Raw genomic sequence first — 25430 nt, forward strand, 5'->3', positions numbered from 1 at the left:
CGTCTTAAGAAACGCAACCTCGTGAAGTGGTATGGCTATTCCTTTGGTCCCCGCTGTTGTTTTTTACGCCAGGCTCCGGGGTTGGTTCCCAACATTTTTTGAAAGACCGTGCTCAGGTATTCCGCATGGCCAAAGCCCGCTCGTTCCGCCACGGCGGCTAACGTCAACGAGGTCTCCGCCAACAACTGCTTTGCCCGCTCCAGCCGAAAATGCACCAAAAAATCATGCGGTGTTTTGCCCGTGGCGTTGCGAAACCGGTTCTCTAATACCCGACGCGACAAATCCCCCACGGCCACCACATCGTTCACTTTGGCCCCCGCGCAGGCATGTTCGCGAATAAATCGCAACGCCCGCGCGACCACCGGATCGGCAATGGCAATAATATCCGTCGAGTCCCGCTTGGCCACGCCCAAGGGGGGGATCAAATGCGCCTCCGCGGCGGGGCGGTTTCCTTGCAGCCATTCGTCCAGCAGCCGCGCAGCTTCGTAACCGGTTTTTTCAGGATCCAAATTCACACTGGACAGGGGCGGGTCACAGGCATTACAGATCAGTTCGTCATTATCCACGCCTAGCACCGCCACTTCCTCCGGAACGGCTAGGTCTAAATCGCGACAAACATCCAAAATTTGCTGGGCCAAGATATCATAACAGGCGAAAATTCCCACGGGTTTGGGAAGTTGCCGCAACCATTCGGCCAGACGCTCCCGTTCGGTGGTCCAGTCATACCCAACTTCTTGGCGGTGCAGCATTTGCAGCAATTGCGTGGAACTGGCATGCTCCGCCGCCTGGGCCAAAAAATGCTCCGCCCGCCACCGGGACCAATTAAAATACGGCACCGAGCAGCAGGCCAGGATGCGAAAATTCCGCTCAAGAAAATGATCCACGGCCAGTTGCGCGACCCGCTCATCGTCTGATTCCACCCAGGGAATTTCGGTCCAGTGCCGGCCGGCGCTCAGATCAATGGCCGGCAAGCCTGTCTGGCGGATCGCCGCGGCAATTGTGGGGGTTTCGATACGGGCCAGGATGCCATCCCCCGCCCAAGTAGCCAGCCAAGGGGGAGGGTCGGCACCCCGGTCCTGCTCTGGCAGATACAACGACCAAGAGTCATGGTGCCGCACATAATTCAAAACGCCCGCCAACAACCCCCGCGCGTAGCCGTTGGAGGTTTCGATCAACAAGGCGATGGCACGGCGGCGGTACATAACACAAAGGAATTGCTGTACGGGGAGTAGCAGGACGGGTCATCCTGGCAGCCACAAAGCCTATCTCAACTATAGTACAAAAACATAACGAAAATCATGTTTTCTGACATCGGCAAATTCAATTTTACAAATATTTTTCACCGAATGGTAGAAAACTCTTGGAGGTCCATATTTGAATTGCTAGAGTGAAATGACTTGTTGTAATTATGCCACACCGAGCGATAACTATAGGATTTTCCGCTGTTCCATGAAGCTGCACATGGCGGAACACTCTTTTTCGTACGGCTGGGGGGAGCAACAACTTACTTGATCCGGTATGTCGAGGGAGCAACTTGACGCTTGTCATGATGCGCCACAGGACAGGGGCATGTGGTAAAAAAACATCATTGAGGCGCCACGCGCGGGATTTCCGCGCCCACCGATATCGCACGCCCAACATTTGTCCAATCGCACTCTTTTAGGAATGATTTATGCGCCTCCCCTACCCGACGCCAGTTGTGAGGTTGTTGCGGAATTGTTTGCTATTGTTGGCGAGCTTTACTGTGATGGGTGGGGCAGCGCTGGCGGTTGAACCACTCCAAGATACCCGTTCTCCCTCCACCGCTGCAAATCTTGTTCCCGCGATTCCCCCGGCAGGGCAGCCTGCTCCGCTACGCGTGTTGTTTTTGGGGGACGACGGCCATCATCGGCCGGAGATGTTGTACAAACAGTTGCAGGGTCCGTTGGGCCGGCGAGAAATCGCGCTCACGTATACCAAGAACCTGGCCGATCTGAATTTGCCGCTGCTTAATCAGTACGATGCACTCGTGATTTATGCCAATCACGATAAATTGGATGCCGCCGCCGAAGAGGCTTTGTTGCAGTATGTCGAATCGGGCAAGGGCCTGGTGGCGTTGCACTGTGCCAGTTTCTGTTTTTTGAACTCCGAGAAATACATTGCGCTGGTGGGAGGTCAATTTTCGCGGCATGGAACGGGAACTTTTCGTGTGGAGCCCGTTCAACCTCCCCAAGATCCGCTAGTGGGGTATGAGGGATTTGAAAGCTGGGACGAAACTTACGTCCATACAAAACATAATGACCGCGACCGTGTGATCCTGGAATATCGCTATGGCGCGGACCAAGCCAATAGTCCCGCCAAAAAGCCTGGTTCCTCCACTCAAGATGGCCAAAAGGGGGAGCCGTGGACTTGGATTCGCACCCAGGAAAAAGGGCGCGTATTTTACACAGCGTGGGGGCATGATGAACGAACCTGGACTAATCCCGGATTTACCAATTTGGTTGAACGCGGGATCCGCTGGGTATGTCGACAAGACCCCTCCCTGGTTCCGGCGTTTCGGGATCCTGCGTATTTCCCGGTACCAAAATTAACGGCCCCGCGTACAGATTTGACCCAGCCAACCTATCAAGATGTCGGCCCCAAGATCCCCAATTACCGCGCCGATGCCAAACGCTGGGGCGAATTGGGTCAGGCTCTTAACTTGATGCAGGATCCCCTGCCGCCGGCGGAATCCCTCCTGCGATATCAAACCCCGGTCGGCTTTGAATTAAAGCTCTACGCCAGCGAGGAAAACTTTTTAAATAAACCGATCGCCATGAATTGGGACGAGCGGGGGAGGTTGTGGATTTGCGAAACGCTGGATTATCCCAATGAGCTACAAAAACCTGGACAGGGGCGGGACCGGATCCGCATTTGCGAAGACACCAATCAAGATGGCATCGCCGACAAGTTTACTGTCTTTGCCGAGGGGTTAAGCATACCCACGGCGATTTTACCCGTGCGCGGCGGCGCCTTGGTCCAGAATGCCACCGAGACGCTATTTCTGCGGGATACCACCGGAGACGACGTGGCGGACGAGCGTAAAACGCTGATCACTGGTTGGAATGCCGGCGATACGCATGGCGGCGTGAGCAACTTTGTCTATGGACCGGACAACTGGATTTACGCCATGCAGGGATACAATGACTCGCATCCGGTGCTTACTCGTGAAAACGGCCAAAAACCTGTTGCCACGCCCGGCTTTCGGATGGGCTTTTTTCGGTTCAAGCTGTCCCCTGGCGATTCCCCGGAGGTGGCCGAAATTGAATTTCTCCGTTCGACGGATAACAACACCTGGGGGATCGGCTTTTCCGAAGAAGGGTATCTGTTTGGCTCCACCGCCAATCGCAATCCGAGTGTTTACCTACCCATTCCCAATCGTTATTACGAGGCGGTGCGCGGCTGGACGCCGGACTTGATGAGTCCACGGATGGCGGACACGCATTTGTTTGTCACCACGGGTAGCGACAAAATCCGCCAAGTCGACCAGCACGGGGGTTATACCGCCGGCGCGGGGCACGCGCTTTACACCGCGCGCAACTATCCCGCCTCCTGGTGGAATCGGACCGCTTTTGTGTGCGAGCCCACGGGCAAGTTAGTCGGTGGCTTTGTCATCACTCCGCGCGGCGCGGGCTTTACCAGCAAAAACCTATTCAACCTAGTCCAAAGCAACGACGAATGGGCGGCCCCGATCATGGCCGAGGTCGGTCCCGATGGGAACGTGTGGATTTTAGACTGGTACAACTTTGTTGTGCAGCACAATCCCACCCCGGCGGGCTTTAAAACCGGCAAGGGAAACGCCTATGAAAGCGATTTGCGCGACAAACGGCATGGGCGGATTTATCGGCTGGTGTATCAAGCCGGGGACCAAGAGAAAGCCTCGCCGAACAAGCCGGACTTGAATTTGCACAATGCCACACCGGGGGAATTACTGGCCGCGCTGGCGAACGACAATTTATTTTGGCGGAGGCAGGCGCAGCGATTGATTTTAGAGCGTAATCTGCAAGATTTACGCCCCCAATTACGCGAACTGGCCTTGCGGGGGGACTTGGACGCCATTGGACTAAATGCCGGCGCGCTGCACGCGGTTTGGACGCTGGCGGGATTAGGCGAATGGGCGAATGACACCCCGTGGGACGCGGCATTTGTGCAAAAATTGCTGGCCCACCCCTGCGCGGCGGTCCGTCGGGCGATCTTGCAAGTTTTGCCCTCCGCGGAACGTGCCGTGGAACTGATTTTAGCGGCGAATGTCTTGACTGATGAACATCCACAGGTCCGTTTGGCGGCATTATTGGCCCTGGCCGATCAACCCGAGTCCCAAGCCGCGGGTGACGCCTTGGCCAAACTATTGGCGGATGCTCCGCTGTTGGCGGATCGCTGGCTGAGCGAGGCCTTTACCTGTGCCGCGGCGCGGCAGGCCGCGCCATTCTTGCAGGCCGTAGCCGCTCGGTCCGCGGTACAAAAAGAACCCTCCGTCGCGGCAAATAAATTGCCCAACCCGGAATTGATTCAAATCGTCGCCGAACACTGGGCCAAGGGAAAGCCCGACGCCGCGGCCCTGGCACAAATGGTCAAATCCCTGGCGGGTAAAGACTCCGCCGCGCAAGAAGCCCTCCTTACGGGAATATGCCGGGGCTGGCCCCGGGACTATACCCTTAGTTTCCCGGCGGACTTGGAACAAACTTTGTTGGATTTGCTGCCGCAACTTTCAGCGGAAGGACAATCCCAACTGATTCGCTGGGGGGTGCGCCAGGGGAGCGTGCGTTTTGCCGGTTTTACGCGGCAGTTGGCTGATTCGTGGGGAAAAATATTGTCTGATCCGACAAAGGAAAATTCCCAACGCGTGGCCGCCGCCCAAGAACTTTTGAATTTGCAGCCGACCGATGAGGCAACGCTGGATCAAGTGCTGCGCTGGATCGAGCCGCAACATCCGCCCGAATTGGCGCAGGGACTGCTGGGCATCTTGTCCACATCCACGCAGGACAGCCTGGGTGGAAAAATTGTCGCTCGTTTGCCCCGTTTACCGCCGCAAACCAAAGCGGCCGCGATGCGACTATTATTAAAGCGGGGAGCCACGGCCGGAGCGTTGCTCACGGCACTCGAGGAGCGATCCGTGCTCGTCAGCGATTTATCACTGGATCAACAACAGGCGCTGGCCAACCATCCCGACAAAGCGTTGGGCGCGCGGGCCAAGAAGCTGCTGGCCAGCGGTGGGGGCCTGCCTAATCCCGATCGCGAGGTGGTCATCCGGGCCTATCATGCCAGTTCGGAATTAACGGGGGATGCAGCGCGGGGGCAAAAACTGTTTAAGGAAATTTGCGCCAAGTGTCATCGCCATAGCGGTGAAGGGGCCAATATTGGCCCTGATTTAACCGGCATGGCCGTGCATCCCAAGCATGAACTATTGACGCAAATTCTGGACCCCAGCCGCAGCGTGGAGGCCAACTTTCGCCAATACACGGTCGAAACCACCGGCGGGCTGGTGTATACCGGCCTGCTGGCGGCGGAGTCGCAAAGTTCGATCCAAATCATCGACACCGAGGCCAAGCCTCTGGCGATTCCCCGGGACGAGATCGATTCGTTAACCGCGACAAATAAGTCCCTGATGCCGGAGGGGTTTGAAAAGCAGCTTTCCGTTGAACAAATGACGGATTTACTGGAATTTCTCACAACCCGCGGCAAGTATCTCCCTTTGCCGCTTAACCGCGTGGCCAACGCGGTCAGTACTCGCAGTCTGTTTTTTGACCAAGAGGGGGCCGGGGATACGATTGTTTTGCCGGCCTGGGGAAACGTAAAGGTGGAAGGGGTGGACTTTAGCCTGATTGATCCGCAAGGGGACCGCGTGAAAAATGTGGTCATGCTGCGGGGTAGCGAAGGGATGATTCCTCCCGCCATGCCACAGAGCGTAAGCATTCCCTGCAATAGCCCCGCCCGGGCGATCCACCTGCTGAGCGGCGTAAGTGGTTGGGGATATCCTTATGTCCAGGAAAAATCAGTTGCGATGAGCGTGCGCATCAAATACGCTGATGGAAAAACAGAGGACCATCCCTTGCAGAATGGCGTGCACTTTGCCGATTATATCCGCCGCGTCGATGTGTCGGGGTCAAAATTTGCCCTGGACGCCGAGGGAAAGCAAATCCGGTATTTGCGGATCGAGCCGAAACGCGCGGAACGTATCGAATCGCTAGAGTTTAATAAGGAATCCCGCGAAACCGCCCCGCTGATCTTTGCCGTTACCGTGGAAGGCCCCTAAGGGCGGGGAGTGATTAGGAGGGGGGCTGGCAGGCGAAGGAATTCATCGCGCTCGTCCACTAACCACTCTCCGCTAATCACTCTCCACTCCACACAATCCACTAACCACTCTCCACACTACACTAACCACTCATACTCTCATGGCAAAAACTGTCCGCGTCGCCCTGGTTGGCTTGGGTTTTGGGTCGGAATTTATCCCAATCTACCAGGCCCATCCCGAGGCCGAAATTGCCGCCATTTGCCAGCGCAACAGCGAAAAGCTGAAGCAGGTCGGAGACCGTTTTGGCATATCCACGCGCTACACCCAGTATGAGGATGTGTTGCGGGATCCACATGTGGATTTTGTGCATATTAATTCGCCGATCCCTGATCATGCTCCGATGTCGATCGCGGCGTTACGCGCGGGTAAGCACGTAATGTGCACCGTCCCCATGGCGACCACCATAGAAGAATGCCAAGAAATTTGCGACCTGGTCAGGTCCACGGGCTTAAAGTACATGATGGCCGAGACGGTCGTGTACAGCCGCGAATTTTTGTTTATCAAGGATCTGTATGAACGGGGGGAATTGGGCAAGATCCAGCATCTGGCGGCGTCGCATCCGCAGGACATGGATGGTTGGCCCGATTATTGGGAGCGCATGATCCCCATGCACTATGCCACGCATGTCGTCAGCCCGTGCCTGGGGCTGATGAATTCGCGGGCGGAATATGTTAGCTGCTTTGGCAGCGGGACCGTGCGGGATGACATTGCCCGAAAGTCCGGCAATAAATTCGCCGTCGAGACCTGCCACATCAAATTGCTGGATAGCGACGTTACCGCCCATATCTGGCGGTTTTTGTATGATGTGGCGCGGCAATACCGGGAGAGCTTTGACGTGTACGGCACCAAACAAAGCTTTGAATGGACGCTCATCGAGCATGAGCCGCACGTGCTGCACACGGCAAAAAAGCCCGAACCGGAAATTCCCGCCAAAATTTCCGTTCCCGACTTTGCGCATTTACTTCCCGAACCGATTCGCAAGTTCACGCTCCCTAGCGAAATTCACGATGCCGGGCATCTGAGCTTTATCCAGGGAGGGGGTCACGGCGGTTCGCATCCGCACCTGGTCAATGAGATGATTCGGGCCTTAATCGACAATCGCGACCCCCGGCCCAACGCCACCACCTCGGCCAACTGGACCTGCGTGGGGATTTGCGCGCATCAATCAGCGCTCGAAGGGGGAAAAATCGTTCCCCTGCCGGAGTTTACGCTGCGGTAGGTTATACACCGGTTTTAGCTCAATTAACTCAACCACAATCCCAAAATGCAAGAACCATCCTGGCGGATCAATGCCAGGATGGTTTTTTTACTTAAAATTAGTCCTCGTCGGGCGGATAAAAAATCACGCTAGCCAAATCGTAGCACTCCTTCACACTAGAGTTGATGGCCGCTTTTGTCTTTGCCTTGCCATTCTTACCCGATTCATGCTCGTCCTCGCCCAAACGCTCTTGCCAATGCCGCCAGATCGCTTTGCCCTCCGGCCAGCGCAGTTTAAGTACCTTGGCGATCATTTCAAAATGCTGGTAAACCCGAGCACGGGTCATCCCCAGACGGGTGGCGATTTGCACCACCGGGGTTGCGGCGCACTTCCAACCAATCCGCTCGCATAAAATACTGTGTGTTAACGGGGGCACATCTAGCGCCAATTGATCCAGTAGTGGCTCCAGCAAATGCATGGTGATCCATTCGTGAGTCGGCTTTTTACCCCGCCGCTCTTCGCGCTCCGCCCATTCTTCCAATTTGAGAAATTCAGGCAAGCGAAATCGCGTTAATTTTTTGCCGTTTTGCTGGGCGAGGGTCAGCATTTGCTCGGCGGCCTGAATCGCCACCGAGATGGAGCTGATTCGCTTATGACCATGCGTGCGCAATTGGCTCAATTCGGTCAGGGAGACTTGGCAGTATTCCGCCAGCGGCGTCGTCCAGATGACCGTGGGAATTTGATTTAACTGGGGGACGACATGCACGACCGGTTCGTCAGCCAAACCAGAGGCCATCACCCGTTCTCCCCAGGCCTGCCACTGCATATCGGACACTTTTTGCCAATCCACAAAGCCCCCCGCCGCGCCTCCCCGGCCCGACCGCGAGCGGGCCCCGCTAGCCGCTTTACGCGGGGCCAGGGAACGTGGCAACACCTGCCCCTGGTCCGAGGCAATCCGGCGCAATACCCCCATCAGGATGGTCAGTTTTTTTGGTCCCAAACTAGGGATAGCCAACAATTCCTCGACCGAGGAATGCAAAATGTCGTTGAGGGAGCGCTGCAGCAAGGGACGCAGCATGTTGCGCTCCGGCCAGAGAACCCAATTACCCAGGGGCAAATTGAGATCCAATTGGGAGATTTGTTGCAACTGTTTGACTTGGGCGGCGAAATCCCGTTGCAGGGAAGTGCGGCGCGTGGTGATGGCGGATACTTTTCTCATCCGAGGTAATGATTCCGGCTAAAATGGAGGTAAAGTTCGCCAACTGCCGACAACACAATTGGCAAATAAATAATCAAAATAAACTGCTCTCTTTTTTCATACACCGCCAGCAACAAGGGGACAGACTCATTTTCCGGCAAGAACCGAAAAAATCATCAATTTTTTTCCGAACCGGTGGTCCAACCGCACGGATGCGTTTGATTCTCGTCTGGCATCTGCTGCCACACGAAAAATTGAGAATTGACGGTACTGGGCGTATCATGGACCCCGCTACCAGGGAATAACCCAAACTACCGCCAGAAATCACGCGTCCGCTGAGCGTGTGTGGGACACAAGTGATATCTGCTTGATGCAATATAGTATTTTCCTAAATAATAAATCAGTCAAGGCTAAAAATATAAGAATTATGTTAAAAAAATCAAATTGACTTGTATTTGCGCTATTCCGCAATAAATGACAGGTTTTTGCCGTTTAACAGACGATTTACCTATACAAAAAGTAATATCTTCAATCAAATTAGTTCATAGTTATTCTATCGAATAAGAATAAATAAGATGCCTGCGAAAGTTGTTCTAACAAGGGATGGCAAAAGAGGTCATCCTCCACTTTTGCCAAGGCATCCCCATTTGCGCCCGGAGAGAGTCCTGGGATAACTACGATATTGCCCAGATTGCCTCGTGCTTCAGGTTTTATGTCTTTGTCCCCCCCTCCCTCGCCCCCCACCCCTCCCCGCTATGCCGTTATTGGCGCAGGCCCTTCTGGCTTGTCGGCATTAAGAAATTTGCTGGGGGCGGATATTTCGGCGGTGGCTTTTGAGGCCGCGGCGGATTTGGGGGGGGTCTGGAATTATGCCTCGCCCTCGGGACGGGTCGCCCTGAACACCCATCTGATCTCTTCCCAGCGACTCACTGAATTTGCCGATTTTCCCCTGGATAGAGAGTTGCCCCCTTATTTGCATCATTCCCAGGCACTGACTTATTTTAGGGATTATGCTCGGCATTTTGGCCTATTGCCGCATATTCGCTACGGTCAAGCAGTCAGCCAAGTCGAGCGGCGGGAAGGCTCCCGACCGTGGCGGGTCTGGCTGCATGGGGGTGAATGTCATGATTTTGAGGGCGTCGTGGTGGCCAGCGGCCATCATCAAATTCCCCAGTGGCCTGAGATTCCGGGCAAATTTGAGGGGGAATGGCTGCATTCGGCGCAATATAAATGCCCCGCGCAATTACATGATCGGCGGGTGTTGATCATCGGAGCGGGAAATTCCGCCTGTGATATCGCCGTGGATGCGGCGCAACACGCGCGCCATTGCTGGCTCAGTTGGCGGCGGGGTTATCATTTCCTGCCCAAATTCATCCGCGGCATTCCCGCGGATGTCTGGGGAGAATGGCTCTTGCGGTGGCGGGTCCCCCTCGGGATCAGGCGACTGATCAGCCAATCGATTTCCCGCATTGCGCTGGGCACGCCCGCCAGCTTTGGTTTTCCACCCCCCGATCACCGACCTTGGGAATGCCATCCCCTGGTCAACTCGCAGTTGCTTTATCAGGTGGGGCATGGGCATATTACCCCGTGCGGTCCCGTGCGGGAATTTACAGCCACGGGGGTGGTATTTGCCAATGGCCAGGAATTGCCCGTGGACATGGTCATCTGCGCAACGGGTTATCAAGCGGTGTTTCCATTTATTGAACCCGCCCGCTTGAATATGCGGGATGGCCTGCCACGCCTGTATTTGCACGCTTTTCATCCCACGGATGACAGCTTATACATGGCCGGCATGATCCAACCGGACAGCGGCCAATGGGGACTAACCGACTTGCAAATGAAAATTATGGCCCGCTATTTACAGTTGCGCGACCAAGCCCCCCGGCGCGTGGCTTGGTTCGCTGACTTAAAGATTAGGAATCTGTCCGATCTGGGAAATGGGATCCGTTATTTGGATACCCCCCGTCATCGCCTGGAGGTGGAGCATTTTTCCTATCGGCGCACGCTCACAAAAATTTTAGATCGTTTGCACGGTTAAAACCCGCCCAGGGGGCTCTTGCCCCGGATTCTCTCCCGCCGGTTGCAGTAAATCATTTAATACCCGTAAAAAACTTTCCCGGTGAATCGGTTTGGTAACATAATCGTCGCAACCGGCTTCCAGGCATTCCTCGCGATTGCCAATCATGGCATGGGCGGTAAGGGCGACAATGGGACAAGTAAATCCTAGCGAGCGCAGTCGCCGGACGGCGGTGTAGCCATCCATCAGGGGCATTTGCATGTCAGAGATAATCAAATCATACGACATGCCCATATCGCGCGCGACCACGGCGGCCTGCACGGCTTGCAATCCATTGTCGGTCAGGGTGATATCCGCCCCCGCTTTTTTCAAAATCAACGAAATGAGGCGCTGATTATCGGGACCATCCTCCGCCACCAGAATCTTGCTTCCGGCTAAGGCGGGAAAGGGAGTCGCTGGAGTTGCGATAGAGGAACCCAGCAAGGGATTTAACTGCGCGGAGGGGTTGGAAGGGTCGGCCAGGCATAGCATTTGGCTATCGTCCACCGGACCAATGGGCAAATAAACCGTAAAGACGCTCCCTTTGCCAGCGGAACTGGATACATGGATTTTTCCGCCCAACAATTCGACCAGCCGCCGGGTAATGGTCAGGCCCAGGCCCGTTCCGCCATAGAGGCGCGTCATTGAATTACCAGCCTGGACAAAGGGCTCAAACAATTTGGCTTGCTCGGCCAATGTAATGCCTATGCCATTATCGCTGACGTTAATGCGTAGAGTCCCCTGGTTGGCAAAATCCCGTTCGCAAGAAATTTCAACCTTGACCTCGCCAGTCTCGGTAAATTTGATCCCATTGCCGATTAAGTTAATGAGAATTTGACGCACGCGCAGCGGATCTGTTTGCAAAACCCCTGGCACTTTTCCTTGATAGGCCAATTGCAGCGACAGATTTTTTTCTTCGGCCCGCACCCGCACCAAGGCCAGCGTCTCCGCAAAAAAAGCTGCGGTCGCGGTCGGAATCAACTCTACTTCCATCCGTCCCGCTTCGATTTTTGACAAATCCAAAATGTCGTTAATGATTCTGAGCAAATGTTCGCCATTTTTTTTAATCGTGGCCAGCCATTCCCGCTGCTCTATCGATAGTTGACTGTCTGCTTCCACCAAGAACATATCCGAATAACCCAAGATGGCGGTCATGGGCGTGCGAATTTCGTGGCTCATGTTGGCCAGAAACAGACTTTTGGCCTGATTGGCGGATTCCGCGGATTCTTTGGCCGCCAGCAACACTCGCTGACGGTTTTCTAGCTCAGCGGTCCGCTCGCGTACCCGCGACTCCAGTTTTTCCAGGGAATCTGACAGGTCGCGTCGCGGATCGTCATTGTGCCGTGGATGGGGTTTTGCGAACTTGTGGAAAAAGCCCACGCCTGATTTCCACTTGTGTACGATATACCCCCACCCCACCCCGCTCACCAATGCCAACATCACCACGCCGCTGGCGGTCAAATAATATTTGGTCATCCGGCCCGACAACTCGTTGCCATTCGCCCGCAGATAGAGGTAACCCGCCGTTTGGCCCGCTAGTGTGATTGTATGATTGTATTCCAGCGGACTTTTAATATGCGACTGGGCCGTTTGGCTTGTGTTCCCTACCGGCTTTGGTCCACTTTGGTGATAGCTGGCCAACAATGCTCCGTTAGCATCATAGAGCGCCGCGGCGGCTATTGCCGGATGATCTTTAAGCGATTGGAAGACTTTTTCCCCTGCCCGGGGATCCGCTTGCTGGAGAATTGCCTCTGAAGTTGCCCCCAGCAGTTTCGCTTGGGTTTGCAATTGTTGCTGTTGAGCCAGGGACAATAAGACCCGGTCGGTCAGAATAAATCCCGCACAAGCAACGGCCAGGGCCATCCAAGCCCCCCCGCCAGTGGGGTTGGGGTAGTTTTGTTTAAGCGAACGTAGAAACCCAAAAATCATGCAGTTAAAACACGGGCTGGTTCAAATTTGCTCACTACAAGACGTGTGTCAATAACTGTAGGTTGTAATTACCTCAGAGCAGGGCGATTGCGTTTATTTTGCGGATTGTAGGGTTTTAAAGGGATTTTTTTTATTGTTGTAATAATCAATGTGTCGTTAGGAGGTATTTTCACACTATTGATTACCTGTGGCGGTAAGGCCGAATTAGCAAATCATCTTTTTTTATTTACATCCCGAGGGTTTACTCCCCTTTTGACGATTAAAATAGCGACATTTGATCCTCAAAAGATCGCGCAAGTAGAATGAGGACATCCTGAATAAATATCCGCAAACCTTCGTTTAGTAAAGTTATTTAAAATAAAAAAGTCGTTAACCACTGTCGGCCCGCTCGCCAGGAATTGCTACCAATTTTCTGGCCGCCACGGGGATGGTGATTGGCAAGATTGACCCCCCTTTACGCAATTTCCAAATTCTAGGATAATCGCGGTTTTACCTATTATCCCGACCAGCCACCCGCCGGATTATATAAATATACACAAAAAACTTTAAACGTAGTTTTCAACTTTACCTTTTCTGGACCTGACGCTATGCCGAGCGGCGAACTTGACCAAGAAACGCTACCGTCAGCCTTGAATGGCACTCATGATCTGGCTCCGTCGAATGGCCGGACCAGTGGCGATGGCGAAGACCCCCAACCTGGCATCGCCGCCGTGGCGGAGGACGCCACCGAATCGCTGGAAGGGGAAATTGACGCCGCCACCGAGGCCCTAGAAGCCGAAGAGGCGGCCGAGGAAGATTCTTTGCCTGTCGGGGACCTGGACCCCCTGGAAACCGAGGAATGGCTAGAATCCCTGCATTACGTGCTGCAAAGCAAAGGGCCTGAACGCGTCCAGTTTTTACTGGAAAAACTGGAAGAAGCGGCCCTCCGCCTGGGCGTGGAAGTGCCGTTTACGCCCAACACACCGTATATCAACACGATTCCCGCGCATAAACAGCCGATTTATCCGGGCAATCGCGAGTTAGAGCGCCGGATCAAAAGCATTATTCGCTGGAACGCCATGGCCATGGTCGTGCGGGCCAATCGGGAAGATGGCTCGGTCGGGGGGCATATTAGCACGTTTGCCAGTTCCGCCACCTTGTACGAAGTCGCGCTGAATCACTTTATTCGAGGTCGGGGGGATGATTACTCCGGCGATCAGGTTTATTACCAGGGGCACGCCGCGCCGGGAATGTATTCCCGCGCGTTCCTCGAAGGCCGTCTGACCGAGGAACACCTGCTGAATTTTCGCCGCGAGCTGCGCGGCGGACCGGGAAAAGGGCTCAGCTCTTATCCCCACCCCTGGCTCATGCCCGAATTTTGGGAGTATCCCACGGTATCAATGGGCCTAGGGCCGATCATGTCGATCTATCAGGCCCGCTTTAATAAGTATCTGCAGGACCGCGGGATTAAGGACACCAGCCAGCAAAAAGTGTGGTGTTTTATTGGGGACGGCGAATGTGACGAGCCCGAAACCCTGGGGGCGATTACCCTGGCCGCCCGCGAAGAACTGGACAACCTGATCTTTGTGATCAATTGCAACCTGCAGCGGTTGGACGGACCGGTCCGCGGCAATGGTAAAATCATCCAAGAGCTAGAGGGAGCCTTTCGCGGCGCGGGTTGGAACGTCATCAAGGTCATCTGGGGAGACCACTGGGATCCGTTGTTGGCGGCGGACGAGTCCGGCCTGCTGGTCCAGCGCATGGGGGAGGTCATCGATGGCGAATATCAAAACTACATCGTCAAAAGCGGCGCTTACATTCGCGAGCACTTTTTTGGCAAATATCCCGAATTGCTGGAACTCGTCGGTAATTTGAGCGATGAAAAACTCAAGAAGCTGAATCGTGGCGGCCATGATCCAGAAAAAGTCTATGCCGCCTACGACGCCGCCGTGCATACCGTGGGCAAACCCACCGTTATCCTGGCCAAAACGATCAAGGGTTACGGTCTGGGAGAGGCGGGCGAAGGCCGCAACATGACCCACCAAAAGAAAAAGTACAACGAAGAGGAACTGCGCGAATTTCGCACGCGGTTTTCGATTCCCATTAGCGATGAGGATGTGGCGAAGACGCCCTTCTATAAACCGGCCGAGGACTCCGCCGAAATGCGCTACCTGCGCGAGCGCCGGGCCGCCCTGGGGGGGCCTTCGCCATCCCGTCCCGCGCGCGAGAAACTTCCCACGCTGATCACGCCTGCCTTTGAAACCTACAAATCCTTTGTTGATAAATTTGCCGGCACCAACAACGCCACGACATTTGGGGCGGTTCGGTTAATGCGGGAATTGATGAAGGACAAAACCATTGGCAAGCATATCGTACCGATCGTCCCGGACGAGTCACGCACCTTTGGCATGGATTCGCTCTTTCGCGAGGTCGGAATTTACGCCCACACGGGCCAATTGTACGAACCGGTGGATTCTGACCAGATCGCCTATTATCGCGAGGCGGTGGATGGGCAGATTTTGGAGGAAGGGATCACCGAGGCGGGGTCGATGGCCAGCTTTATCGCGGCCGGAACCAGCTATTCGGCCCATGGTGTGCCGATGATCCCGATGTTTATTTATTACAGCATGTTTGGGTTTCAACGGATTGGCGATCTGGTATGGTGCGCGCTCGATGCCCGGACCCGCGGCTTTATGCTGGGTGGGACGGCGGGGCGCACAACGCTGGCGGGGGAGGGCCTGCAACACCAGGATGGCAACAGCCACCTCTTTGCCATCGCCTATCCCAATGTGCGCAGCTACGATCCGGCGTTCATTTATGAGTTGGCGGTGATTATCCTCGACGGTATGAAAAAGATGTACCAACTGGGCGAGGACGCCATTTACTACATCACGATCGGCAACGAGGAATACGAGCAGCCCCCCATGCCCGCCGGTTGCGAGGAAGGGATTATTAAGGGGATTTACAAATTCCGCACGGTCGCACCCCCTGGGGGAGAGGGTCGGGGTGAGGGACAACCCCTGCAAGCGCAGCTCTTTGGCAGCGGCGCGATCATGAACGAAGTCCTACGGGCGCAAAAAATCCTAGCCGAGAAATACAACGTCGCCAGTACCGCCTGGAGCGTCACCAGCTATAAGGAACTGCGCCGCGACGCGCACGCCACGCGCCGCTGGAACATGTTTCACCCGGACCAGCCACCGCGGCAGTCCTATTTTGAACAAGCCATCGCCGGGGCCACGGGAGTATTCATCGCCGCCAGCGACAATGTCCGCGGCGTGCCGGAACAACTCGACCCCTGGGTTCCGGGGGGATTATTTACCCTGGGAACGGACGGCTTTGGCCGCAGCGAGACCCGCGCCCCTTTGCGTCGGCACTTTGAAGTCGATGCCGAAAGTATCGCCGTGGCCACGCTGTACCGCCTGGCCCAAAATGGCCAGTTTAGTACCGCGGAAGTTGCCGCGGCGATCCGCGATCTGGGCATTGATCCAGAAAAGGCGGACCCGTTTTTTGCGTGAGGCTCACGACAATTTGGCATGTTGAAATACTGATAAGACAGGATCACGGAGTCACGGAGAAAAATTCAGAGGTGCACGGAGCAGACAGAATACCTAGAAAAACGAATAATTTTAATGTTTTGATTGAGTGATTGTCGTTTTTAGATTATCCGTGCATATCCGTGGCTCATAATATCTTTGCCAGGATGGACACGGATTTTCGCAGATGAATCTACTCCATATACATCGGTATTCCACTCCGTGCCTCCGTGCTAAAATATTTGTAGCTTTCAGGACACAATCTCAGCCCTCCCTTCCCTTATTTGACACCAACCCGCGACATGGAATTCAAACTTCCCAACTTGGGCGAAAATATCGACTCTGGCGACATCACCGGCGTGCTGGTAAACGTGGGGGATATCGTGGCCCCCAATCAGGATGTGCTTGAGGTCGAGACCGGCAAAGCGGTTGTGGCCGTGCCGCTCAAAGAGGGGGGCAAAATCACCAAAATATTGGTCAAGGCGGGTGACACCGTAAATATCGGCGCTCCGGTGTTCGAGTATGAACCCGCCGCCGCGAGCGCGTCCAAACCCGCCGCCAAACCCGCGGCCGCGGCCAAGCCCGCCACTGCCGCCAAGCCCGCCGCAAAACCGGCTCCCGTGGCCACGGCGACCGCTCCCCGTCCCGCTCCGCCAAAACCCGCTCCGGTAGCGCCCCCCCCTGCCCCACCTCCACCAACACCGGCTCCGGCAACCGCGGTGGCCAGCAATGGCCAATCCAGCACGGCCCTTGCCGCACCAGCCGGTCCCGAAGTACGCCGCCTGGCGCGAGAGCTGGGCGTGGACCTCTCCCGCGTGGCGGGTTCCGGCGCGGATGGCCGCATCCTGCGCGAGGATGTCATCGCCGCGGTTCGACATGCCAATCTCTCCGGTGTGGGCCTGTCAACGGCGACTCCCGGCTATAACGAACGTGACGGCTTTGGGCCCATCTTGCGCGAGCCACTCTCGCGCATGCGCAAGACCATCGCCGCCAACATGGTCTACAGCGTACAGACCATTCCGCAACTTACCAACTTTGACGACGCCGACGTGACCGAGCTGGAACGCATCCGCAAGGCCAGCGCCGACCATTACAAGGCTAGCGGCCAGCCGATCAAGCTGACCGCGCTGGCGTTTGTGATCAAGGCGGTCGCCCTCTCGCTTAAAACACATAAGACGATCAACGCCAGCCTGGATATGGAGTCGGGCCAGATCATTTACAAAGGCTACGTCAACGTGGGCGTGGCGGTCGATACCGAGCATGGCCTGATGGTGCCGGTCATCCGGGATGTGGATCGGCTGTCCATTCCCCAACTGGCGCAGGCGATCACGGGCATTGCCGAGCGGGCCAAAAAGCGCGAAATCAAACCGGAGGAAATGACCGGCGGCACGTTTACCATCAGCAATCTAGGGGCCATAGGGGGGACGTACAGTACGCCCATTATTAATCCGCCGGAGGTGGCGATCCTGCTGGTGGGCCGCTCGCGCAAGTTGCCCATTGTGACCGACGATGGGAAAATCGAGCCGCGGCTGATGATGCCGCTCAGTCTGACGTATGACCACCGCCTGGTGGACGGCGCGGCCGCCGCGCGGTTCTTGACGGACGTCATCGGCTATTTGCAAAGCCCCGGTCCACTCTTGCTGGCGCAGTGACCCGGTGCAGTGGGCAACGCAGCTTTATAGAAGACGACAACCATTGTCGAACTGCGTTTATTATATTATGCGACTCCTCGCCGCCGTATTACCAAGCAACAGATTTTTAAACAGGAGGCAGCGGAGAGAGCAGAGCATGGAGATAGGGTTTTACCTCTGCTACCTCCTGTTCAAGCAAGAATTTTAGCCACGGATGAGCGCGGATTTTCATGGAAAAGTCCCCGCTGCCATTCGTAGCATTGTAACAAGCATTTTATGAGGAAACCGGATGCTGGACCGCGTGTTCACTCTCTGCTGTATAGGCTGTGCGTTAATTGTCTGCTACACGTGGCGACCAGCCGCCAGCGCCGAAACGGCCAAACCCGCACCCGCCAAGCCCGCATCGCCCCCCCTGGCAAAATCGCCGCGGGCCGGGGAATTTGCCGCAAAGTCCGTGGTCGTGGGAAAGCAAACCCGCGAATATCGCCTTGTTATTCCCGATAGCGTCGATTTAACCCAGCCAGCGCCGTTGGTCGTGGCCCTGCACGGCATGGCCATCGATAGCAAGGACCTGATGCCGCGCTATTCCAAGCTCAACGACACGGCCCGAAAGCACAAATTTCTCATCGCTTATCCCAACGCCCTGGAAAAACATTGGGGTATCAAGCCGACCAAGGTCGCCGCCGACCTCGCTTTTTTTGACGAGCTTGTCGCCCAGATCTCGACCAATTATGCCGTGGATTCGCGGCGGATTTATGTGCTGGGAATTTCCAACGGCGGCTACTTTGCCCACCTCATTGGCAAAGAGCGTTCCACCACGGTGGCCGCCGTGGTCAGCCATTCCGGGGTGTTGGGCCTGCAAACCCTGGGGGGAATCAAGGCCGAGCGTAAATTTCCCGTGATGATTGTGCATGGGGACCGTGACCCGATCTTTCCCGTGGCCTTTGCCCGAGAAAATCGCGATAAATACCAGCGTGAAGGGCATCCTGTCACGTATCAAGAAATCGCCGGCGGCGGCCACCTCTGGACCGACAAAGTCGATATCAATGAGGAAATCTGGAAATTTCTCAAGGATCAGGCCCTGCCCGAGAAGTGAGTGGTCCCATTTTGGGATAGAATAACGTTCCGCTGGCCATCTCTCGTCTCCCATCTCTCGCCTCTCGCCTCCCCCATGTCCCATTACCTGCGCGTCTTTGGCACGTTTGCCCGGAATTCGCTAGTGCGGGATTTGACGTTTCGCGGCAACTTCCTGGTGCAGTGCGTCTCTTCGCTGGCCTGGGTGCTCATGAATTTCGGCTACTTCTGGCTGATCTTTCAGTATGTTGATTCCATCGGCCGGGCGACCGGCTGGGGAAAAATGGAATACTTTGTGTTTCTGGCGACGTCGCTCTTGGTCAATAGCCTGGTCGAGGTCGTGTTCATGCCCAATACCCAGGAATTTAGCGAACTGGTGCGGACGGGTGGGTTGGATTTTGCCCTGACCAAGCCGATCGACACGCAGTTTTTGGTCAGCTTTGCCAAGTGGGACTGGTCGAGCGCGGTCAATTTTGTATTTGGCATCGGCCTGTTGGCGTTCGCGGTGCCGCGGTTGTCCGTGGGAGTCCCCGCGCTGGCGTGGCTGCTGTATCCGGTATACATCCTCTGCGGGGTGGCGCTCTTGTACAGTTTGACCATTGTGCTGGCGGCCAGCAGCGTCTGGCTGGGGCGTAATCAAAACTTATACGATTTTTGGTTTTATATCACCAACTTTTCGCGCTATCCCATGGAGATTTACGCCGGCCCCCTGGGTGGTCCCCTGCGCGTGGTGTTTACCTACCTGATCCCGGTGCTCATTGTAATCAACGTCCCCGCCCGGCTAGTCGCTTTGCCCCTGGCCCCGGAGAATGCCTGGCTGGCGGGATTTGCCCTGTTGGCGGTCGTGGCCAGCCTGGCCGTGTCCCGGTGGGTCTTTTTGCGGGCGTTAATTAGCTACCGCAGCGCGAGTAGTTGACAGGAGTAGATGGCGGGGAGGGGAATTGCAATCACCCATGCATTTATCAGGGAGAAGCCGAGGGAAGACCGAGTTGCACGGAGAAGACTGTGCCAAACAAATTACGAATTACGGAATTACCAATTACGATCTGATGCGGGGTATCATCAGCAGAACCGCGCTAGCGGCGGTTGGAAACTTGATTGAACATAGCATGATGCGGCTAATATGAGAATTCGGTTAAGGCAAGAACCACGTCAGCAAAAGCCAAAAATTCATTGCGGTAAAGTTTTCAGCAGCTAAAATACGTAGCGTCCTAATAAACAACGTCTTGTAGTCTCTGATTTTCAACTTGCAAACAGGGGTACGCTCATGAGTTGGCAAAAATTGTCGTTGGTTTGCGGTCTATTGGCCGCGGGTCTCTGTTTCCACCCCACCGATGCACAGGCGATCTTGACGTATGATCTGCGTTTCGCCGATGGAACCCGCACCAAGCCAGCCCAAGTCGGGACATATCTCACCAATCTGTACGCGGTGATTGATCAAGGGGGTGATGATACCTTCGAGAATGAGTCGATCTCATCGGGCGTTCTGTCAATCTATAGTACCAATACCGGGGGAGGGGCGATTCTTCCTGGCACTGGCAGCGGAGTGACCAGTCGCGCTCCTGTTAATAGAATTAATTCGACTCCTGGTTTTCCAAACCCGCTGCGCGTGGCAACCGACAATGACACTACCGGTGATTTGCAGCGGGATAATAATGGCGTGGCGGCCCCCAACAGCTCTCTACCTGGCGTTGTATACAATACTGATGGGATCTTGGACTGGGGCGCGGATGAGCGGTATATAATTTCCGGAGGGGGCGCAAATGTGGCATTTCCATCCCTGGCCAATTATTTTGTGGGTGGCGTTCATATTGCAGGAATGACTCGCGCGTATAATTGGCGTTTTATACAACCATATTCTTTGGACAATTTATCTCCAAATGATTACTCGCGACCGTCGCAGGTGCGCCCCAATTCCTGGGAAGTGTTGATTGGTCAATTTACCATCACTATCAATGGCGTCACGCCTGGCGGAACCACGGCTTTCACCCCTTTTGCCTATCATCGCAATCGGTTAACAAGCACATCTCCTACGCCCGCACCTGGAGTAACTTATTCCCAGGATGGAAATTTACCAACTCATAATCCAGGCGGCGTCAATGTCCCGTTTCTACCCGGTTCGTTCACGGGCGTGGAATTTATTCCCGAACCTTCGGCATATTTCTGTGGTGGATTGGCATTAGCCCTGGGCTGGTTATTCCGCAAGTCACGCAAATAATGTTGATTTCAAACGGCCGCCCCATGACCAACAACCCATATGAAGCGCCGCAAACGATTCTGAGCGGCGAAAATAAAACAGCTGATGCTCACGCGCGCTGGCAAGTGATCGTGCAGAGCATGAAGGAAGGGGCGCGAGTCGGGGCATTCTTGCCCGGAGGGATTGTGGCGGCTGTGGGGTTTTTGCTCTTGGGTATCAGCCTATCAAAAGGAAACGTTGCGGAACTACCTGCAGCGTTGGGTATCTGGCTGGTCGTATTTGGATTCACCTGTCTGGCCGGCGGGATCCTTGGCGGCGCAATTGGGCTATTCGCCGGTTTGGTGGTTCTGGCTTTGGGTTTTCCCAAAGTGATTGACACCTCGGTTGAAAAGAATTCCCCGGATAATTTAACGTAATGTCTGCTTAAGGCCCTCAAATCGCGAACATCTTTCCCGCAAAAAGTCCATCGCCGCCGCCGCCACGGTCGGGGCGCGGTGGCTGTCGCGACTTAGTTCCACATAGACGCCGTTGCTGTAGTTCATCTCGCGCAGGGCCGCCAACACCGGGCCAAAGTCGATTTCACCTTCGCCAAAGGGCAAGTGCTCATGCACGCCGGCCCGCATATCCTCCAAATGCACATTGACCAGTTCGGTTTGCCATTGCCGAACGTGATCGGCGATCGGCACCTCTCCCAGGCAGTGCAAATGGCCAATGTCCAATGTCAATTTTAACAGGGGATGCGGCAAACGCCGTTTTAGCTCCTCAAACTGGAGCATGGACTCCACAAACATTCCCGGTTCCGGCTCAAAGCCAATCGGCATCCCGTATCGCTCCGCCGTGGTAAGAACTTTTTCTAAACCATCTACTAACCTCGCTGAAATGAGTTCATCATCGCCTGCGGATTCCCGCAGTACGCCGGACCAGAGGGAGACGCAGTCGCTGTTTAGTTCGGTGGCGATGTGAATGGCCCGCTCATAAAAGTTGATCCGTAACTGCCGTGCCGCGGCATCAGTGCTGACCAGCGTGGGTTCGTGTTTTTCCCGGGAATTGAGCAAAAAACGGGCACCGGTCTCGATGACAGTGCGAAACTGATATTTTTGCACCCAGGTTTGCCACTGACGCAGATCACTGGCAAAGTATTCGCTATAAGGATTCAGCCAGCCATGGTCCAGGGTGATGCCAACCGCCTGATAACCCAAATCCGCCAAGAGCGCCAGGGCGTCCGCGGGATGATGATGCGCTAACCCGTTGGTGTTGTAGCCCAGGAGCATGGTCGTGGCGGGTAACAATAACAAAAAACTAATCTGGGTAATCTGGCGAAAAAATTGACTTGGCCAAGTTGTTCTGCTACTCTCCTAGTATTCCAAATAACAGCCCTGTTATCCAGTTCCCCGGCTTGCGGCTAAGCATTTTTCAGGATGCGAGCCGCGGTTGCACAAACTCTATTTCATCCTTGCTAATGGTTTGCGGGCCGTCAGGCGGCTAGAACATTGAATTTTCACTTTGCGGGGGCGAGTGATAATTCCCAGGAATATCTCTTTTTTATCGGCTCGATCTCACTGTCGGATTCGGGGATACATCCCGCCGCTCGCTGGCACCAGATGTGCACCGATGCCCACAGCTTGAACTTCGCCACAATTGATGCCCATCCCGCGCATTGATTCCCAATTTGCGGACCGACATGCGTCCAAGGTGGAGTCCCAACGCGCACCTTGACCAAATCACCACACTTTACCCATCATTCATCACCCAGGAAGCGCATTTTATGATTTTTGAATTTAGCCGAAACCTCCGTTGGTCCCTGCTGTTTTTGGCTGTCTGGGCGTTATGTGCTCCGGCCTATGCGCAATTGTCCGCCACGCGCGTGGCCAGCGGATTATCTAATCCTCTGTTTGCCACGCATGCGCCGGGTCAGCCGAATACGCTGTACATTGTGCAAAAAGGGGGGGCCATTCGCACCCTCAATTTGCAAAACAATACTCTCAACGCGGGTAATTTTTTGAATATCCCCACGGTGGATAACACATTTTTGAGCGCCGGCGGTGAGCAAGGTCTGCTGGGTTTGGCCTTTCATCCCAACTTTCAGACCAATGGCCACTTTTATGTCAACTACACCTATGGCACGGGGAGCGGCGATACCCGTGTTGAGCGCTACACCTATAACCACGCCACCCAAACGGTCAACACCGCCAGCCGCCAGACGGTCATGCAATTTGACCAGCCCTTTGACAACCATAACGGCGGCTGGATGGGCTTTGGCCCGGACGGATTTTTGTATATCGCCAGTGGAGACGGCGGGAGCGCTAATGATCCACAAAATAACGGCCAAAACCGCAACACCCTCTTGGGCAAAATGCTCCGCGTCGATGTCAATAACGACGCCTTTCCCGGCAGCGCCACGCAGAACTATGCTATCCCCGCCAACAATCCATTTGTGGGCGTGGCCAACACCCGGCCCGAAGTTTGGGCTTATGGCCTGCGCAACCCCTGGCGCAATAGCTTTGACCGGCAGACCGGGGATTTGTGGATTGCCGATGTCGGCCAGGGAGCATTTGAAGAGGTAAATTTTCAGGCGGCCAATGCCCTGGGGGGGGCAAACTACGGTTGGCGTCTGCGCGAGGGCTTGATTGCGACCCCCGCGACTGGAGTGGGGGGCAATCGCCCCACTGCCAATGTCGATCCCATTGCCGTTTATGACCGCAACACGGGTATTTCCATCACTGGCGGCTACGTGTATCGCGGGGGGGATATTCTGGACATGGGGCAAAATCTGGACGGCACCTACTTTTTTGCGGATTTTGCTTTTAGCAAGATTTTTACCCTGCGATACTCTGGAAGCGGTACCCCGACCAACAGGCAAGAGCGGACGATCACTTCGACCAACGGCGGATCGATTAACTCGATCGCTTCCTTTGGCGAAGATAGCCAGGGAAGACTGTACATCGTGGATTACGGCGGCGAAGTGTTTCGCATTCAAGGTCCCGCCATCCCAGAGCCGGGGATGTGGGTAGCGGGGCTGGCGGCTTTGGGCCTGGTGTGGCACTGGCGCAGGCGTCAATCGGACCCCGCGCAGTTGTCGTAACCTTACTGCGATTCACGGTATTTTAGGCCGTGTGGGCCGCTTTCGATTTTTTACCGGGCAGGGTAAGCTAGGGGAACCGCCACGATCGGCGGTTCCCCTTTTTTATTATTAGTTGCCCATGCCGCTGGAAGTCATCCAATACCCCCACCCCGCGCTGCGCCATGTCAGCAAACCGGTCAAAAAACTGGATGCCGAGCTGCGCGGCTGGGTCGAGGAAATGTTCTCGCTGATGTACGCGCATAAGGGGATCGGCCTGGCGGCCAATCAGGTCAATCTGCCCTATCGACTGTTTGTCATTAATGAGCAAGGCGATCCCCATAAAGGGGAGGAATTTGCCATCATTAACCCAGTGCTTTCGCGGCCCAAGGGGCTGGCGGAAGCCGAAGAAGGGTGCCTGAGTTTGCCGGGACTATATGCCGAAGTCCGCCGCCCCGCGACGATTGTGCTGGATGGTTATGACTTGCGCGGCAAACCCCTGCACTGGGAACTGGATGGTTTACTGGCCCGCGTGGTTCAGCACGAAACCGACCACCTGGATGGCCGCTTGTTTGTGGACCGGCTGAATAGCACGGGCCAACTGCGGGTTCAGCCATTTTTACAGGAATTTGAAATCCAGTACGCCCAACGGACCAAGGAAGGGGCCATTCCCCCCGCGACGGAGATCGCCACCCGGCTGGCGGAACTACAAAACGCGCGGTGCTAAATCATCCCCGTGAAGGCTAACGAATCCCAATAAATCCACTACCCAGACAGGTCAGCGATTCCGGGATTATTTCTTTTTGGCTTTTTTCTTGGCCGGGGCGGGTTTGGCCATTTTCCCGGCGGGTTTTTTAACAGCCGCTTTTTTAGCCGCCGCTGACTTTAACGCTGCCGACTTTACCGCGGAACCTTGCGCGGGAGCCGCTTTCTTGGCCGCGACTTTAGAGGGGACCTTGGTGGCGGCGGGCTTTTTGACAGCCGCGGGTTTGCTCAATTTCTTGGCCCCCTTTTTGGCTGGTTTGGCCACTTTAGCCGCCGCATGCGGTTTGACTGGCCCTTTTTTGGCGGTCGTCGGGGAACTGGGTTTGGCGGCGGGTTGGCTATTTTTATTAGCCGCTGGCTTTGAACTGCCCGCCGTGCCAGGGACCGGCGGAATCAACCGCGTGGTCAAGGGTGACGCCGTGGCCGCCACCCCTGGCGTGGGTATGGGCAAGGCTACCCCCGGTAGCTGAACATTAAGATTGGGGGTACCGGGTAAAACAGG

General features: G+C 55.3%; 16 protein-coding genes. 12 read left to right on the forward strand and 4 right to left on the reverse strand.

The genetic code is table 11. The features are described 5' to 3' along the window. Nucleotides 1-35: 35 nt before the first annotated feature. Nucleotides 36-1202, reverse strand: a complete 1167-nt coding sequence (locus SFX18_08820; GenBank protein MDX1963242.1) for a DNA-binding transcriptional regulator — start codon at nt 1200-1202, stop codon at nt 36-38. 470 nt (nt 1203-1672) lie between these two features. Between SFX18_08820 and SFX18_08825 the strand changes: the two genes are divergently transcribed. Together SFX18_08825 and SFX18_08830 are read left to right on the forward strand one after the other, a co-directional pair. Next, on the forward strand, nt 1673-6271 hold the full coding sequence (locus SFX18_08825; protein ID MDX1963243.1) for a ThuA domain-containing protein: 4599 nt from the start codon (nt 1673-1675) through the stop codon (nt 6269-6271). Nucleotides 6272-6410: 139 nt separating this feature from the next. Next, nucleotides 6411-7529: a Gfo/Idh/MocA family oxidoreductase gene (locus tag SFX18_08830; GenBank protein MDX1963244.1), complete on the forward strand. Its 1119-nt coding sequence runs from the start codon at nt 6411-6413 to the stop codon at nt 7527-7529. Nucleotides 7530-7626: 97 nt separating this feature from the next. Here SFX18_08830 and SFX18_08835 read toward each other — a convergent pair whose 3' ends face one another. Continuing rightward, nucleotides 7627-8727 (reverse strand): hypothetical protein, encoded by a 1101-nt coding sequence (locus SFX18_08835; GenBank protein MDX1963245.1) that lies wholly within the window; start codon nt 8725-8727, stop codon nt 7627-7629. Nucleotides 8728-9418: 691 nt separating this feature from the next. On the opposite strand from SFX18_08835, the gene SFX18_08840 reads away from it, so the two are divergent. Beyond that, entirely contained in the window at nt 9419-10744 is a 1326-nt protein-coding gene (locus SFX18_08840; GenBank protein ID MDX1963246.1) for an NAD(P)-binding domain-containing protein, read from the forward strand. Here SFX18_08840 and SFX18_08845 read toward each other — a convergent pair. Beyond that, on the reverse strand, nt 10724-12691 hold the full coding sequence (locus tag SFX18_08845; protein MDX1963247.1) for an ATP-binding protein: 1968 nt from the start codon (nt 12689-12691) through the stop codon (nt 10724-10726). The two genes, SFX18_08840 and SFX18_08845, sit on opposite strands and share 21 nt — an antisense overlap. A 587-nt stretch (nt 12692-13278) precedes the next feature. Between SFX18_08845 and aceE the strand changes: the two genes are divergently transcribed. The 6 genes from aceE (at nt 13279) to SFX18_08875 (ending at nt 21521) form a co-directional block, all read left to right on the forward strand. Further along, nucleotides 13279-16185, forward strand: coding sequence for a pyruvate dehydrogenase (acetyl-transferring), homodimeric type (gene aceE, locus SFX18_08850; GenBank protein MDX1963248.1), 2907 nt, complete (start codon nt 13279-13281; stop codon nt 16183-16185). A 320-nt stretch (nt 16186-16505) separates the two neighbouring features. Further along, nucleotides 16506-17855 carry a 2-oxo acid dehydrogenase subunit E2 gene (locus SFX18_08855; GenBank protein ID MDX1963249.1) on the forward strand — a complete coding sequence of 450 codons (1350 nt, stop codon included), beginning with the start codon at nt 16506-16508 and terminating at the stop codon, nt 17853-17855. A gap of 268 nt (nt 17856-18123) precedes the next feature. After that, on the forward strand, nt 18124-18930 hold the full coding sequence (locus tag SFX18_08860) for a PHB depolymerase family esterase (protein ID MDX1963250.1): 807 nt from the start codon (nt 18124-18126) through the stop codon (nt 18928-18930). A 75-nt stretch (nt 18931-19005) separates the two neighbouring features. Beyond that, nucleotides 19006-19824 (forward strand): ABC-2 family transporter protein, encoded by an 819-nt coding sequence (locus tag SFX18_08865; protein ID MDX1963251.1) that lies wholly within the window; start codon nt 19006-19008, stop codon nt 19822-19824. A 351-nt stretch (nt 19825-20175) separates the two neighbouring features. Then, the gene (locus SFX18_08870) at nt 20176-21126 is read left to right on the forward strand and encodes a hypothetical protein (protein ID MDX1963252.1); all 951 of its coding nucleotides are present in this window, start codon (nt 20176-20178) and stop codon (nt 21124-21126) included. A 23-nt stretch (nt 21127-21149) separates the two neighbouring features. After that, nucleotides 21150-21521 carry a hypothetical protein gene (locus SFX18_08875; protein MDX1963253.1) on the forward strand — a complete coding sequence of 124 codons (372 nt, stop codon included), beginning with the start codon at nt 21150-21152 and terminating at the stop codon, nt 21519-21521. On the opposite strand, the gene SFX18_08880 is transcribed toward SFX18_08875, so the two are convergent. Beyond that, nucleotides 21513-22400 (reverse strand): sugar phosphate isomerase/epimerase family protein, encoded by an 888-nt coding sequence (locus SFX18_08880; protein MDX1963254.1) that lies wholly within the window; start codon nt 22398-22400, stop codon nt 21513-21515. The two genes, SFX18_08875 and SFX18_08880, sit on opposite strands and share 9 nt — an antisense overlap. Before the next feature lie 470 nt (nt 22401-22870). On the opposite strand from SFX18_08880, the gene SFX18_08885 reads away from it, so the two are divergent. The 3 genes from SFX18_08885 (at nt 22871) to SFX18_08895 (ending at nt 25398) form a co-directional block, all read left to right on the forward strand. After that, nucleotides 22871-24187, forward strand: coding sequence for a PQQ-dependent sugar dehydrogenase (locus SFX18_08885; protein ID MDX1963255.1), 1317 nt, complete (start codon nt 22871-22873; stop codon nt 24185-24187). A 118-nt stretch (nt 24188-24305) separates the two neighbouring features. Then, on the forward strand, nt 24306-24890 hold the full coding sequence (def, locus tag SFX18_08890) for a peptide deformylase (protein ID MDX1963256.1): 585 nt from the start codon (nt 24306-24308) through the stop codon (nt 24888-24890). 76 nt (nt 24891-24966) lie between these two features. Further along, nucleotides 24967-25398: a hypothetical protein gene (locus SFX18_08895; GenBank protein MDX1963257.1), complete on the forward strand. Its 432-nt coding sequence runs from the start codon at nt 24967-24969 to the stop codon at nt 25396-25398. Nucleotides 25399-25430 lie beyond the last annotated feature (32 nt).

This window comes from Pirellulales bacterium, assembly GCA_033762255.1.
In the GTDB taxonomy this organism is placed as follows: Bacteria; Planctomycetota; Planctomycetia; order Pirellulales; family JALHPA01; genus JANRLT01.

Bases quoted from the DNA above. Each gene is read 5' to 3' on its own strand.
- SFX18_08835 (MDX1963245.1), bottom strand. From the start codon at position 8,727: ATGAGAAAAGTATCCGCCATCACCACGCGCCGCACTTCCCTGCAACGG.
- SFX18_08865 (MDX1963251.1), top strand. From the start codon at position 19,006: ATGTCCCATTACCTGCGCGTCTTTGGCACGTTTGCCCGGAATTCGCTA.
- SFX18_08875 (MDX1963253.1), top strand. From the start codon at position 21,150: ATGACCAACAACCCATATGAAGCGCCGCAAACGATTCTGAGCGGCGAA.
- def (MDX1963256.1), top strand. From the start codon at position 24,306: ATGCCGCTGGAAGTCATCCAATACCCCCACCCCGCGCTGCGCCATGTC.
- SFX18_08860 (MDX1963250.1), top strand. From the start codon at position 18,124: ATGCTGGACCGCGTGTTCACTCTCTGCTGTATAGGCTGTGCGTTAATT.
- SFX18_08825 (MDX1963243.1), top strand. From the start codon at position 1,673: ATGCGCCTCCCCTACCCGACGCCAGTTGTGAGGTTGTTGCGGAATTGT.
- SFX18_08840 (MDX1963246.1), top strand. From the start codon at position 9,419: ATGTCTTTGTCCCCCCCTCCCTCGCCCCCCACCCCTCCCCGCTATGCC.
- SFX18_08830 (MDX1963244.1), top strand. From the start codon at position 6,411: ATGGCAAAAACTGTCCGCGTCGCCCTGGTTGGCTTGGGTTTTGGGTCG.
- SFX18_08845 (MDX1963247.1), bottom strand. From the start codon at position 12,691: ATGATTTTTGGGTTTCTACGTTCGCTTAAACAAAACTACCCCAACCCC.
- SFX18_08870 (MDX1963252.1), top strand. From the start codon at position 20,176: ATGAGTTGGCAAAAATTGTCGTTGGTTTGCGGTCTATTGGCCGCGGGT.
- aceE (MDX1963248.1), top strand. From the start codon at position 13,279: ATGCCGAGCGGCGAACTTGACCAAGAAACGCTACCGTCAGCCTTGAAT.
- SFX18_08820 (MDX1963242.1), bottom strand. From the start codon at position 1,202: ATGTACCGCCGCCGTGCCATCGCCTTGTTGATCGAAACCTCCAACGGC.
- SFX18_08855 (MDX1963249.1), top strand. From the start codon at position 16,506: ATGGAATTCAAACTTCCCAACTTGGGCGAAAATATCGACTCTGGCGAC.
- SFX18_08885 (MDX1963255.1), top strand. From the start codon at position 22,871: ATGATTTTTGAATTTAGCCGAAACCTCCGTTGGTCCCTGCTGTTTTTG.